The organism is Microbacterium sp. NPDC089987 (genome assembly GCF_044748505.1).
Taxonomy (GTDB): domain Bacteria; phylum Actinomycetota; class Actinomycetes; order Actinomycetales; family Microbacteriaceae; genus Microbacterium.
The window spans coordinates 1393584-1406760 of sequence record NZ_JBIVGE010000001.1; the positions used below are offsets into that span (position 1 = coordinate 1393584).

Annotated in this window: 11 protein-coding genes and 1 tRNA gene; 8 read left to right on the forward strand and 4 right to left on the reverse strand. The window is 69.0% G+C overall.

Going from position 1 to position 13177, the window contains the following annotated elements:
• Positions 1 to 33: 33 nt before the first annotated feature.
• On the reverse strand, positions 34 to 969 hold the full coding sequence (locus ACIPV2_RS06575) for a heme o synthase (RefSeq protein WP_400839521.1): 936 nt from the start codon (positions 967 to 969) through the stop codon (positions 34 to 36).
• 260 nt (positions 970 to 1229) lie between these two features.
• On the opposite strand from ACIPV2_RS06575, the gene tkt reads away from it, so the two are divergent.
• From tkt to pgl, 6 genes are read left to right on the forward strand one after another with little or no spacing between them, the layout of a single operon-like run.
• The gene (gene tkt, locus ACIPV2_RS06580; RefSeq protein ID WP_400839523.1) at positions 1230 to 3326 is read left to right on the forward strand and encodes a transketolase; all 2097 of its coding nucleotides are present in this window, start codon (positions 1230 to 1232) and stop codon (positions 3324 to 3326) included.
• Between the two features lie 25 nt (positions 3327 to 3351).
• Positions 3352 to 4464 (forward strand): transaldolase, encoded by a 1113-nt coding sequence (tal, locus tag ACIPV2_RS06585; protein WP_400839525.1) that lies wholly within the window; start codon positions 3352 to 3354, stop codon positions 4462 to 4464.
• Entirely contained in the window at positions 4461 to 6059 is a 1599-nt protein-coding gene (locus ACIPV2_RS06590) for a glucose-6-phosphate isomerase (RefSeq protein ID WP_400839527.1), read from the forward strand. Before tal ends, ACIPV2_RS06590 begins: the two co-directional genes overlap by 4 nt.
• A 34-nt stretch (positions 6060 to 6093) precedes the next feature.
• Positions 6094 to 7638: a glucose-6-phosphate dehydrogenase gene (gene zwf / locus ACIPV2_RS06595; protein ID WP_101186747.1), complete on the forward strand. Its 1545-nt coding sequence runs from the start codon at positions 6094 to 6096 to the stop codon at positions 7636 to 7638.
• The gene (locus ACIPV2_RS06600) at positions 7635 to 8570 is read left to right on the forward strand and encodes a glucose-6-phosphate dehydrogenase assembly protein OpcA (protein ID WP_400839529.1); all 936 of its coding nucleotides are present in this window, start codon (positions 7635 to 7637) and stop codon (positions 8568 to 8570) included. Before zwf ends, ACIPV2_RS06600 begins: the two co-directional genes overlap by 4 nt.
• Before the next feature lie 4 nt (positions 8571 to 8574).
• Entirely contained in the window at positions 8575 to 9354 is a 780-nt protein-coding gene (pgl, locus tag ACIPV2_RS06605; protein ID WP_101186749.1) for a 6-phosphogluconolactonase, read from the forward strand.
• A 96-nt stretch (positions 9355 to 9450) separates the two neighbouring features.
• On the opposite strand, the gene ACIPV2_RS06610 is transcribed toward pgl, so the two are convergent.
• Positions 9451 to 10422 (reverse strand): DMT family transporter, encoded by a 972-nt coding sequence (locus tag ACIPV2_RS06610; protein WP_400839531.1) that lies wholly within the window; start codon positions 10420 to 10422, stop codon positions 9451 to 9453.
• 73 nt (positions 10423 to 10495) lie between these two features.
• Between ACIPV2_RS06610 and def the strand changes: the two genes are divergently transcribed.
• Together def and ACIPV2_RS06620 are read left to right on the forward strand one after the other, a co-directional pair.
• The gene (gene def / locus ACIPV2_RS06615; protein ID WP_400839533.1) at positions 10496 to 11062 is read left to right on the forward strand and encodes a peptide deformylase; all 567 of its coding nucleotides are present in this window, start codon (positions 10496 to 10498) and stop codon (positions 11060 to 11062) included.
• 48 nt (positions 11063 to 11110) lie between these two features.
• Positions 11111 to 12097, forward strand: coding sequence for a diaminopimelate dehydrogenase (locus tag ACIPV2_RS06620; RefSeq protein ID WP_400839535.1), 987 nt, complete (start codon positions 11111 to 11113; stop codon positions 12095 to 12097).
• A 109-nt stretch (positions 12098 to 12206) separates the two neighbouring features.
• On the opposite strand, the gene ACIPV2_RS06625 is transcribed toward ACIPV2_RS06620, so the two are convergent.
• Positions 12207 to 12279: transfer RNA gene (locus ACIPV2_RS06625), tRNA-Asn, on the reverse strand.
• A gap of 106 nt (positions 12280 to 12385) precedes the next feature.
• The gene (locus ACIPV2_RS06630) at positions 12386 to 13153 is read right to left on the reverse strand and encodes an ATP-binding cassette domain-containing protein (protein WP_400839537.1); all 768 of its coding nucleotides are present in this window, start codon (positions 13151 to 13153) and stop codon (positions 12386 to 12388) included.
• Positions 13154 to 13177 lie beyond the last annotated feature (24 nt).

The following is a 13177-nucleotide window of genomic DNA, read 5'->3' on the forward strand; positions in this document are numbered from 1 at the left end:
CGGTGCGGGCCTCTCAGCGTCTCGTGCTGAAGGTCAGAACGGCAGCAGCGGGTCGACCGCGACCGCGAGGAAGATCAGCGTCAGGTAGGTGATCGACGCGTGGAACACGCGCATCGGGCGCGCCTCGCCACCGTGCACGGCGCGGTTGTAGAGGCGGTGCGACTCGTAGATGAACCAGCCGCCGAAGACCAGGGCCGAGACCGTGTAGACGAGTCCCATGTGCGCGACCGGCACGAGCAGCATCGAGCAGGCCACGGTGGCCCAGGCGTACAGGATGACCTGCAGGCCAACCTGCGAGGCCGAGCGGGTGACGCCGAGCATCGGCACATCGACGTCGTCGTAGTCGTCCTTGTACTTCATCGACAGCGGCCAGTAGTGCGGCGGCGTCCAGAGGAAGACGAGCACGAACAGCACGAACGGCGGCCAGTCCAGCGAACCCGTGACGGCGCTCCAGCCGATCAGCACCGGGAAGCACCCGGCGATGCCGCCCCAGACGATGTTCTGCTCGGTGCGGCGCTTCAGCAACATCGTGTAGATCACGACGTAGAAGAAGATCGCGGTCACCGAGAGCGCCGCGGCGAGCCAGTTGGTCGTCAGCAGCAGCCAGACGGTGGATGCCACGGCCAGCAGCCACGAGAACACCAGGGCTCCGCGCGGCGAGACCTCCCCGGTCACGAGCGGCCGGTTCTCGGTCCGCTTCATGTGCACATCGATGTCGCGATCGAGGTACATGTTGAAGGAGGCCGCAGACGAAGCGCTCATCGCACCGCCGATCACCGTCGCGATGACGAGCCAGATGTCGGGCATCCCGCGCTCGGCGAGGAACATCACCGGAACGGTGGAGACGAGCAGCAGCTCCAGCACGCGGGGCTTGGTGAGGGCGATGTACCCGCGGATCTTCTGGCCGAACGAGTGATGAGTCGCGGCGGCCTGCGATGTCGTCGAGATCGCGATCCCCTCCTTATACATGGCGGACGTCCCCCATTCTATGCCACCCGGCGTGTCGTGCCGGGTTGTCGCACGTGCGACTCGGCACGGGGTCCTCAGACCCGAGGAGGGGGGGATTATCCGCCCATCCGCAGACGCACGCAACACACTCTGGTCGCGCACGTGCGCCCCGCTATGCTGAAACCCACTCGCGCACCCGCTGCTGTGCAAATTCCACTCCGTGAAGACGCGGAAGGCGCAGGAATGCGGGAGCGTCCCAAAGCGTCTTAAGGAGTATGGCTGTGGCAGAACTGCACTGGGATGAGATCGATCGGCGCGCGGTGGACACCGCCCGACTGCTGGCGGCTGATGCCGTCGAGAAGGTGGGCAACGGTCACCCCGGCACGGCGATGAGCCTCGCTCCCGCGGCGTACCTCCTCTACCAGCGCGTCATGCGCCACGATCCCGCCGACACCGACTGGCTCGGCCGCGACCGCTTCATCCTCTCGGTCGGCCACTCGTCGCTGACGCAGTACGTGCAGCTGTACCTCGGCGGCTTCGGACTCGAGCTGGAAGACCTCGAGTCGCTGCGCACGTGGGGATCGAAGACCCCCGGTCACCCCGAGTACGGGCACACCAAGGGCGTCGAGATCACCACCGGCCCGCTCGGCCAGGGCCTCGCGTCGGCCGTCGGCTTCGCCTACGCCGCTCGGTACGAGCGCGGGCTGTTCGATCCGGATGCCGCTGCCGGCACCAGCCCGTTCGACCACTTCGTCTACGTGATCGCCGGTGACGGGGACATGCAGGAGGGCATCACCAGCGAGGCGTCGTCGCTCGCCGGACACCAGGAGCTCGGCAACCTCATCGCCATCTACGACTCCAACCAGATCTCCATCGAGGACGACACCGACGTGGCGTTCACCGAGGACGTGGCCGCGCGCTATGAGGCATACGGCTGGCACGTGCAGACGGTCGACTGGAAGAAGACCGGCCAGTACGTCGAGGACGTCGCGGAGCTGCACGCCGCCATCGCCGCCGCGCAGGGCGAGCAGTCGAAGCCCTCGCTGATCATCCTGAAGACCATCATCGGCTGGCCCTCGCCCGGAAAGCAGAACAGCGGCAAGATCCACGGATCGGCGCTCGGCGCCGACGAGCTGGCCGCGACGAAGAAGGTGCTCGGCTTCGATCCCGAGCAGCACTTCGTCGTCGACGACGAGGTCATCGCGCACACCCGCGAGCTCGGACAGCGCGCAGCCGATGCGCGCGCCGAGTGGCAGAAGTCGTTCGACGCGTGGGCCGAGGCAAACCCCGAGCGCAAGGCGCTGCTCGACCGTCTCGAGGCGCACGAGCTGCCCGAGGGCATCGTCGACGCGCTGCCGGTGTTCGAGGCCGGCAAGGACGTCTCGACCCGTGCTGCGTCCGGACAGGTCATCAACGCCCTCGCCGCCCAGCTGCCCGAGCTGTGGGGCGGCTCGGCCGACCTCGCCGAGTCGAACCTCACGACCATCAAGGACGCGCCGTCGTTCATCCCGACGGAATGGTCGACCCACGAGTGGAAGGGCAACCCCTACGGTCGGGTGCTGCACTTCGGCATCCGCGAGCACGCCATGGGCGCGATCATCAACGGCATCGTGCTGCACGGCCCGACCCGCGCATTCGGCGGGACGTTCCTCATCTTCAGCGACTACATGCGCCCCGCCGTGCGCCTGGCCGCGCTGATGAACGTGCCGAGCATCTTCGTGTGGACCCACGACTCGGTGGCGCTCGGCGAGGACGGCCCGACGCACCAGCCGATCGAGCAGCTCGCCTCGCTGCGCCTGATCCCCAACTTCACCGTGGTGCGCCCCGCCGACGCCAACGAGACCGCCGCAGCCTGGCTGGAGCTGCTGCGACGCCACGGCGGCCCCGCCGGCATCGCGCTGACGCGGCAGAACATCGCCGTCTTCGAGCGCGGCGACGGCGATGCCTCCGGAGACACCTTCGCCTCTGCCGCGAACACCGCCAAGGGCGCCTACGTGCTCGTCGACGCGCCGAACGGCACGCCGGATGTGATCCTCATCGCCACCGGCTCCGAGGTGCAGCTCGCCGTCGCCGCACGCGAGACGCTCGCCGCCGAGGGCGTGGGCGCGCGCGTCGTGTCCGCCCCGTCGCTGGAGTGGTTCGCCGAGCAGGACGAGGCGTACCGCGAGTCGGTGCTGCCGGCATCCGTCACCGCACGCGTCTCGGTCGAAGCCGGATCCGTCGCCAGCTGGCGCGGCATCGTCGGAGACCGTGGCCGCTCGATCGGCATCGACCACTTCGGTGCGTCGGCCGACTACAAGACCCTGTTCGAGAAGTTCGGCGTCACCGCCGAGGCGGTCGTCGAGGCCGCCCGCGAGACCATCGCCGCGGCACGCTGAGCGCTGCAGAAGGAGAACGAGAGACATGAGCACCCCCACTGAGAACCTCGCCCAGGCCGGCGTCAGCATCTGGCTCGACGACCTGTCGCGCACCCGCATCAGCTCCGGAAACCTCAAGCAGCTGATCGACACCCGCAACGTCGTCGGCGTGACCACCAACCCCACGATCTTCGCCACGGCGCTGATGGATCAGAACGACACCTCCTACGACGAGCAGACCCACGAGCTCGCCGTCGCCGGCGCCAGCGCATCCGAGGCGATCTTCGCCGCGACCACGCAGGATGTCGCGGACGCGCTCGACGTCTTCCGCCCGGTGTGGGAGGCGACGAACCACGTCGACGGTCGCGTCTCGATCGAGGTCTCCCCCGACCTCGCGCACGACACCGAAGGCACGGTCGCGTCCGCCAAGGAGCTGTGGCAGAAGATCGACCGCCCGAACCTGCTCGTGAAGATCCCCGCCACCAAGGCCGGCCTCCCCGCTATCACCGAGGCGATCGCCACCGGCATCAGCGTGAACGTCACCCTGATCTTCAGCCTCGAGCGCTACAACGACGTCATCGACGCCTACCTGACGGGACTCGAGCGCGCTCACGCCGCCGACTTCGACCTGGCGAGCATCCACTCGGTCGCCTCGTTCTTCGTGTCGCGCGTCGACACCGAGACCGACCGGCGTCTGGAGGAGATCGGAACCGAAGAGGCGCTGGCGCTCAAGAGCAAGGCAGGACTCGCCAACGCCCGCCTCGCCTACGAGCTCTTCGAGAAGAAGTTCGCCGAGAAGCGCGCGCAGGATCTCATCGCCCTGGGCGCCAACCTGCAGCGTCCCCTGTGGGCATCCACCGGTGTCAAGGACCCGAACCTGCCGGACACGCTGTACGTGACCCAGCTCGTCGCTCCCGGTGTCGTGAACACGATGCCCGAGAAGACGCTCGAGGCGACCTTCGACCACGGAGAGGTGACCGGCGACACCATCACCTCGACCTACGCCGAGTCGCACGAGGTCATGGCGAATCTCAAGGCCGTCGGCGTCGACTTCGACGACGTCACCCGCCTGCTCGAGGAGGAGGGCGTCGCGAAGTTCATCGACTCGTGGCACGGCCTGCTCGACAGCGTCGCGAAGGTCCTGGAAGCAGCACGATGACCGTCTCGGTGCACGTGTCGCAGGCGGCGCACGCCGCCGTCGAGCAGCTCGTTTCAGGGCTGGTCGACGACCTCGTCGCGTCACGTGTCACCGCTTCGGACAGCGACCTGTGGGGAGCGGATGCCTCGGCCGAGGCATCCGTGCGCCTCGGCTGGGTGGACGCCGTCTCGAACTCCCGTCCGCTCGTCGCGGAGATCATCGCCCTGCGCGACGATCTCCGCGCGCGCGGGATCGACCGCATCGTGCTGGCCGGCATGGGCGGCTCCTCGCTCGCCCCCGAGGTCATCGCGAACACCGCCGGCGTGCCGCTGACCATCCTCGACAGCACAGCGCCCGCGCAGGTGCTGCGCGCCATCGATGAGGGCCTCGGGCGCACGGCCCTGGTCGTCTCGTCCAAGTCCGGCTCGACGATCGAGACCGACTCGCAGCGGCGCGCCTTCGAGGCTGCCTTCAGCGACCTCGGCATCGACCCGGCGGAGCGCATCGTCGTCGTCACCGACCCGGGATCTCCGCTGGAGACCTCGGCTCGGGATGCCGGATACCGGGTGTTCACCGCCGATCCGAACGTCGGCGGACGCTACTCCGCGCTCACGGCCTTCGGGCTTGTTCCCGCAGGGCTCGCCGGCGCCGACATCGGTGAGCTGCTCGACGAGGCGGAGGCCTCGCTGCTGCAGTTCGCCGTCGACTCGCCCGAGAACCCAGCGCTCCGACTGGCCGCTGCGATCGTGTGCGCCGAGCCGCGTCGCGACAAGCTCGGGCTCATCAGCGACGGCACGCACATCGAGGGCCTGCCCGACTGGATCGAGCAGCTGATCGCCGAATCGACCGGGAAGGCCGGCACCGGCATCCTCCCCGTCGTGCTGCTGCCCGTCTCCCCCGAAGTGGAGTCGCATCCGGCCGATCTGCAGATCGTGCGGCTCGTGGACGACGCCGGAGAGTTCCACCGGCGCCACCACGACGAGATCCTCGTCAGCGGAACCCTCGGCGCGCAGTTCCTGCTCTGGGAGTACGCGACAGCGATCGCCGGGCGCCTGCTCGGCATCAATCCGTTCGACCAGCCCGACGTCGAAGCGGCGAAGACCGCCGCGCGGGGGCTTCTCGACGCCCGACCCGAAGCGACCACGGCCGCCTTCGTCGAGAGCGGCATCGAGGTGCGCGCGTCCGATCCGGCGCTGCTCGGCCCGGGTACGCTGGCCGGCGTCCTCGACGCCCTCTGGACCCGCCTCGGCGCCGACGGCTACGTCGCGATCCATGCCTACGTCGACCGCACCGGCATGCCGCAGCTCCAGGGGCTGCGCGAGATGGTGGCCGCCGACTCCGGGCGGCCGACCACGTTCGGGTGGGGTCCGCGCTTCCTGCACTCGACGGGCCAGTACCACAAGGGCGGCCCGGCCCAGGGCGTGTTCCTGCAGATCACCGAGCGCACGGATGTCGATCTCGAGATCCCGGGACGGCCGTTCACGTTCGGACAGCTGATCGAGGCGCAGGCCGCCGGCGACGCGGCGGTGCTCGCAGGACTCGGTCGCCCCGTCGTCACCCTGACCATCACAGACGCCGTGGATGACGTGCTGGCGCTCTTCGAAGCCGCCCAGTGAGATCATCCTCCCGACTTGGAGATATTTTCCACCGATGACTGCCACCATCTCCCGCGGACACAATCCCCTCCGCGATCCCGATGATCGCCGGCTGAACCGGATCGCCGGTCCCAGCGCCCTGGTGATCTTCGGCGTGACCGGCGATCTGTCGCGCAAGAAGCTCATGCCCGCGGTCTACGACCTCGCGAATCGCGGTCTGCTGCCGCCCGGTTTCGCCCTCGTCGGCTTCGCCCGTCGCGACTGGGAGGACCAGGACTTCGCGAAGGTCGTGTACGACGCCGTGAAGGAGCACTCCCGCACCGAATTCAGGGAGGAGACCTGGCAGCAGCTGCTGCAGGGCATCCGGTTCGTGCAGGGAACGTTCGACGACCCGAAGTCGTTCGCGCGGCTGCGCGAGACCGTCGAGACCCTCGATGTCGAGCGCGGCACCATGGGAAACCACGCCTTCTACCTCTCGATCCCGCCGAAGGACTTCCCCACGGTCGCGCGCCAGCTGAAGGAGTCCGGCCTGGTCGGCGAGCACAGCGACGACGACACGTGCTGGCGTCGGGTCGTGATCGAGAAGCCGTTCGGCGACGACCTGGAGTCTGCTCGCGCGCTCAACAGTGCGCTCGAGGTGGCATTCCCCGCCGACTCAATCTTCCGCATCGACCACTACCTCGGCAAGGAGACGGTGCAGAACATCCTCGCGCTGCGCTTCGCGAACGAGCTGTACGAGCCGATCTGGAACCGCAACCACATCGACCACGTGCAGATCACCATGGCCGAGGACATCGGAGTGGGTGGCCGCGCCGGCTACTACGACGGCATCGGAGCGGCGCGCGACGTCATCCAGAACCATCTGCTGCAGCTTCTCGCCCTCACAGCGATGGAGGAGCCGATCAGCCTCTCCGCCGAACATCTCCGCGCAGAGAAGGAGAAGGTGCTGGCGGCCGTGAAGCTGCCCGAGGACCTGTCGCTCGCCGCAGCGCGGGGGCAGTACGCGGGCGGCTGGCAGGGCGGCGAGAAGGTGAACGGCTTCCTCGAAGAGGAGGGCATGAGGCCGGATTCGACCACCGAGACCTACGCGGCGCTCAAGCTCGAGATCGCCACCCGCCGCTGGGCGGACGTCCCGTTCTACCTGCGCACGGGCAAGCGGCTCGGGCGCCGGGTGACCGAGATCGCCGTCGTCTTCAAGCGCGCACCGCAGCAGCTCATGGGCCGCGCCTCCGAGCTCGGCCAGAACGCCCTGGTCATCCGGGTGCAGCCGAACGAGGGTGTCACGATCCGCTTCGGCTCGAAGGTGCCCGGCGCCGGTGCCGAGGTGCGCGACGTGACCATGGACTTCGGGTACGGCCACGCGTTCACCGAGGCGAGCCCCGAGGCGTACGAGCGCCTCATCCTCGACGTGCTGCTCGGCGACCCGCCGCTCTTCCCGCGGCACGAGGAGGTCGAGCTGTCGTGGAAGATCCTCGACCCCATCGAGCAGTACTGGGCATCGCTCGACGAGCAGCCCGAGCAGTACGCCCCCGGCTCGTGGGGCCCTGCCTCGGCCGATGACCTTCTTGCCCGCGACGGACGAGTCTGGAGACGCCCGTGATCATCGACATCCCCGACACGACGATCAGCCAGGTCGCCAAGCAGCTGGTCAAGGTGCGCGAAGAGGGCGGCGCTGTCGCCCTCGGCCGCGTGCTCACCCTGATCATCGCCGCGCGCAATGGTGTGGCCGAAGAGGCCATCGAGGCAGCCAACGACGCATCGCGCGAGCATCCGATGCGTGTCATCGTCCTCACCGTCGGCGACGGTGAGGCGCGTCTCGACGCGCAGATCCGCGTCGGCGGCGACGCGGGCGCGAGCGAGGTCGTGGTGCTGCGTGCCTTCGGTGACGCCGCGAGCAACGCCGAGAGCCTGGTCACCGGTCTGCTGCTGCCGGATGCTCCTGTCGTCGCGTGGTGGCCCGACCACGCGCCGGCGGATGCCGCGGACTCCCCTCTCGGCCGGATCGCACAGCGCCGCATCACCGATGCCGCGAGGAGCTCCGACGTGCGCGAGCGGCTGACACAGCTCGGCCACACGCACGCACCCGGCGACACCGACCTCGCCTGGACGCGCCTGACGCACTGGCGCGAGCAGCTCGCCGCAGTGCTGGACCAGCCTCCGTTCGAGGACGTCACCGCCGCCGAAGTGCGCGGTGCTGCCGCTTCGCCGTCCACCGCGCTGCTGGCCGCCTGGCTGCAGATGGCGCTGGAGGTGCCGGTGACGTGGTCGTACGAGGACCCGAGCGAATGGGAGGAGGGCATCAAGTCGGTGCGCCTCACCCGCGCGAGCGGCGACATCCTGCTCGAGCGCCCTTCGCCGAGCATGGCGGTGCTGACCCAGCCCGGCCAGCCGGATCACGAGCTGCACCTGCCGAGGCGCACGCTGCGCGAGTGCCTCGCCGAGGAGCTGCGCCGCCTCGACGCGGATCTGCTCTATGGTCGTGTCATCACCGAGGGCTGGTCGCGCCTCGGTCCGCCCGAGCAGGAAGCGTGATCGAATGAAGGTGCAGGGATCAGTGAAGTCCGTCGTCGTCGAGGAGACGCCCGCCGCGCTCGCGGCGCGCGTGGCTGATCGCTTCATCACCCGCCTGCAGGCTCGCACGCGCAATGGCCGCATCGCGCACGTCTGCCTCACGGGCGGCTCGATGGGTGGAGCGGTTCTCGCCGCCACCGCTGAAGACGCCCGCTCCGCGGACATCGACTGGTCACTGGTGCATTTCTGGTGGGGCGATGAGCGGTTCGTCGAGCGGGACGATCCCGATCGCAACTCGCTGCAGTCTCGCAGGGCTCTGCTCGATCACATCCCGGTGCCGGCCGAGAACGTTCACGAAGTCGCCGCTCCCAGCGACGGCGTCACCCTCGACGAGGCGGCCGAGGCGTATGCCGCGGAGCTCGCCCGCTTCGCCAGCGTGCACGGCGAGTGGCCCTCGTTCGCCGTGTGCTTCCTCGGAGTCGGCCCCGACGGGCACATCGCGTCGCTCTTCCCGGATCGCCCCGAGGTGACGGTGACGGATGCGGCGGCCCTGCCGGTGCGGAACTCCCCGAAGCCGCCGCCCGAACGCGTCACGCTGACCCGCCCGGTGCTGAACTCCTCCAAGCGCGTCTGGCTCGTGCTGACCGGTGCCGACAAGGCATCCGCCCTTGGCCTCGCCCTCGCCGGCGCGAGCTACGCCAGCGTTCCCGCTGCGGGTGCGAAGGGGCGTCGCCGCACCATCTTCTTCGTCGACGAGGCTGCTGCGGCCGAGGTCTCCCCCGAGCTCATCGATCGGGACTACTGAGCCTGCCACTCCCTGGGTCCCTGAGCCTCTTGGGTCCCTGAGCCTGCCGAAGGGCCCGGCACTCTGCCTTGGGTCCCTGAGCCTGCCGAAGGGCCCTCAGCCCTCCTGTGCCCCGGAATCCGGGGACGGGTCGCTTCCTCGGCGGATCCCGAGGTCCTGGCTGTCGCTGAGCACCTGCGGGTGATAGCGCGCCAGGCTGAAGACGCCGAAGATGGCGATCGCCCCGGCGACGACGAAGAGCACGACCACCCAGAGGGGCGCGGCGGCAGCCTCGCCGAGCACGAGCGCTCCGATGAGCACGGCGACGATCGGGTCGACCACGGTGAGCCCCGCGATGACGAGGTCGGGTGGGCCCGAGCTGTACGCGGTCTGCACGAAGTACGCGCCCACTGCAGCGGCCGCGATGAGCGCGATCACGCAGACCACGGTCAGCCACTCGAAGTTCCCCGCCTGGATGCGGCTGATGACCGCCTTGGCGAGGGTGGCGACGAAGCCGTACAGGATTCCGGCAGCGGTGACGTAGAACAGCGCGCGCATGCGGCGGCGCAGGATCAGCCAGCACGCGCCGAGCACGATGATCACGACCAGCAGGGTCGTGAGGATCATGAACAGGTCGTCGTTGCTGATCGGCCGCTCGGTCGCATAGAGCGCGGCGAGGACGACGAACAGGAATATGCCGCCGAGACACGCGCCGATCGCGATCAGCGACTGCCTGGTCGGCGAATGGCCGGAGATCCGGGCGTTCAGAAGCGTGGTGACCACGAGTGCGATCGCGCCGAGCGGCTGCACGACGATGAGCGGGGCGATGGCGATCGCGCTGAGCTGGCACGCGATGGCGAGGCCCAGCATCAGGGTCCCGATGATCCATGAGGGACGAGTGAGCAGGGCGCGCAGCTGCGCGCCGCTGAGACCCGTCGCGCCCTGCGTGCCGCTGAGCTGCTCGACCTTCTCGACGCCGCGATGCTGGTACTGGGCACCGAGAGACATGAAGACGGCTCCGGCCAGCGCCAGCGGGATGCCGAGCAGCAGGGCGGGGTTCTGGAACACCCCGACAAGCTGATCGCTCACGTTCCCTGCGAAGTCCACCCCATGCTGCACCGTCTCACCCTACCTGGCACTTCCCGCCCGTTAGGGTTGTGGCGTGGCTGTTCTTCCGATTCGCATCATGGGCGATCCTGTCCTGCACGCACCCGCGAGCGAGGTCGGCGAGGTGACCGACGAGATCCGCACGCTCGTCGCCGACATGTACGAGACGATGGACATCGCTCCTGGCGTGGGGCTGGCAGCTCCCCAGGTGGGCGTGGGCCTGCGCATCTATGTCTATTCGTACGTGGACGACGACGAGAACCCCTGGCGCGGTGAGATCATCAACCCGGTGCTGTGGATGGCACCTCTCGAGCCCGGCTCCCCCGACCCGGATGAGGAGTCCGAGGGGTGCCTGTCGTTCCCTGGTGAGCGCTTCGCGCTGCGCCGTTCCGATCGTGTGCTCGTCACGGGCACCGACCTCGAGGGCCGCGATGTGCGGATCGAGGTCGACGGCTGGCGGGCGCGCATCATGCAGCACGAGTTCGACCATCTCGACGGCGTTCTGTACGTCGACCGGCTCGACGACTCCGACTGGAAGACCGTGCAGAAGATCGCCCGCAAGCGTGGCTGGAACCGTGGCTCGCACAGCTGGATGCCCGGGGTCGACGACCTCGAGGGCTGAGCCGTGCTGAACGGCAGACCTCTCCCGCTCGGAACAGGAAGAAGCAGTATGAACGCACCTCTGCGCATCGGCATCGTCGGCTACGGCAATCTCGGACGAGGAGTCGAGCGCTCCCTCGCGCTGAACGCCGACATGCGGCTCGTCGGCGTGTTCACCCGGAGGGACCCCGCTTCTGTCTCTACGGTCTCGCCCGACGTCGCTGTGCGGCGCATCGACGAGCTCGACGCGATGCAGGACGAGGTCGACGTGCTGATCCTGTGCGGGGGCTCGAAGAGCGACCTGCCAGAGCAGACGCCGGCGCTGGCTTCGCGCTTCTCGGTCGTCGACAGCTTCGACACGCACGCGCGCATCCCCGAGCACTTCGCCGCCGTCGACACCGCCGCGCATGCCGCAGGGACGACCGCGGTGATCTCGACCGGCTGGGACCCCGGTCTGTTCTCGCTGCAGCGGCTGTACGGCGAGGCCATCCTGCCGCAGGGCGAGACCTACACCTTCTGGGGTCGCGGGCTGAGCCAGGGCCACTCCGACGCCATCCGGCGTGTTCCGGGTGTCGCCGGCGGCGTGCAGTACACGATCCCCTCCGACGAGGCCGTGTCGCGCGTGCGCGCGGGCGACCGGCCGGAGCTGAGCACTCGCGACAAGCACACCAGGGAGTGCTTCGTGGTTCTCGAGGACGGTGCGAATCCGGATGCCGTGCGCGAAGCCATCGTGAGCATGCCCGACTACTTCGAGCCGTACGACACGACGGTGCACTTCGTGTCGGCGGAGGAGCTCGCCCGCGACCATGCCGGGGCGCCGCACGGCGGCTTCGTGATCCGCAGCGGAACGACCTCGGATGGCGTCTCGCAGACCGTGGAGTTCCAGCTCGCGCTGGAGTCGAACCCGGAGTTCACCGCGAGCGTGCTCGTGGCATACGCCCGCGCCGCTGCGCGTCTCGCGGCATCCGGCGATCACGGCGCGAAGACGCCGTTCGACATCGCGCCCGGGCTGCTCTCCCCCAAGTCATCCGAGCAGCTGCGCGCCGAGCTGCTCTGACGCGCGGACTGGGCATCCGGTCCGTGATCTCCGACATCGCACCACGAGGTGGAGGCTCCAAACGGGGCGAAGCCCCGCACCAGGTGGACCTGGAGCGGGGCTTCGTGAGCTCCCCGGCTTGGACTCGAACCAAGAACCTGCCGGTTAACAGCCGGCTGCTCTGCCAATTGAGCTACCGAGGATCATTCGGTCGTTCCCCGCTGTGCGGGCAACTCCCCCAGCTTAGCAAACTCCGTGAGCGCTGCTGAACACGGGCGTCGCCCGGGCGTGGCGTGGTCAGCGACGGCGTCAGCGGGCGACGTCGCCTTCGGCGTTCGGCGCCCAGATGAGGTTCGAGCCGATCCCCCGAGCCACGACATGACCCGCTCGCAGCAGCAGCGCCTCGGCGTCGAGTTCGCGGATGAAGGCGGCGTCGTTCGTGACCAGCAGGGCCGCCATGGAGCGCTCGGTGCGCCGACGGGTGATCGCGTCGAAGACGACGGGACGCACCTCGAGGTCGAGGTTGGCGAGCGGCTCGTCGGCGATGAGCACGTGCGGCTCGAGCATGAGCGCGCGGGCGATCGCGACGCGCTGGCGCATGCCGGCGCTCAGCTCGTAGGGGAACTTCGAGGCGAGCCCGAGCGGCAGGTGCAGCTCGTCGAGCAGCGACGCCACCCGGATCGCCAGCGCCCTGCCGTTGACCTTCTTCTCACGCGAGGTGATCGGCTCGGAGATCGCCTCGCCGACCGTGAGCCGGGGTGGCAACGAGGCCCCGGCCGCCTGCGCGAGGTGACCGCTGAGGGCGGTGAGTGTGCGGCGCCTGCGCCCCGGCTTGCGGATGTTCACGCCGCACACCGTCGCCCGGCCGCCGGCGACCTTCAGAGACGCGTCACCCATCCCGGCCAGCGCGGTGACGAGGGTCGATTTGCCCGCGCCCGTCGCACCGCCGATGCACATCAGCTCACCGGGCTTCAGCGAGAACGTCACTCCATCGACGGCGCGGGTCGTCCCGCCATGCCCGATCCGGTCGATGACCAGGTCGTGGCAGTCGATCGCGAACTCGCTGTCGGCAGGCATACCGTCCATCCTGCCGGGTTCTCA

Bases quoted from the DNA above. Each gene is read 5' to 3' on its own strand.
- ACIPV2_RS06575 (WP_400839521.1), bottom strand. From the start codon at position 969: ATGTATAAGGAGGGGATCGCGATCTCGACGACATCGCAGGCCGCCGCG.
- tal (WP_400839525.1), top strand. From the start codon at position 3,352: ATGAGCACCCCCACTGAGAACCTCGCCCAGGCCGGCGTCAGCATCTGG.
- ACIPV2_RS06590 (WP_400839527.1), top strand. From the start codon at position 4,461: ATGACCGTCTCGGTGCACGTGTCGCAGGCGGCGCACGCCGCCGTCGAG.
- zwf (WP_101186747.1), top strand. From the start codon at position 6,094: ATGACTGCCACCATCTCCCGCGGACACAATCCCCTCCGCGATCCCGAT.
- pgl (WP_101186749.1), top strand. From the start codon at position 8,575: ATGAAGGTGCAGGGATCAGTGAAGTCCGTCGTCGTCGAGGAGACGCCC.
- ACIPV2_RS06620 (WP_400839535.1), top strand. From the start codon at position 11,111: ATGAACGCACCTCTGCGCATCGGCATCGTCGGCTACGGCAATCTCGGA.
- ACIPV2_RS06630 (WP_400839537.1), bottom strand. From the start codon at position 13,153: ATGCCTGCCGACAGCGAGTTCGCGATCGACTGCCACGACCTGGTCATC.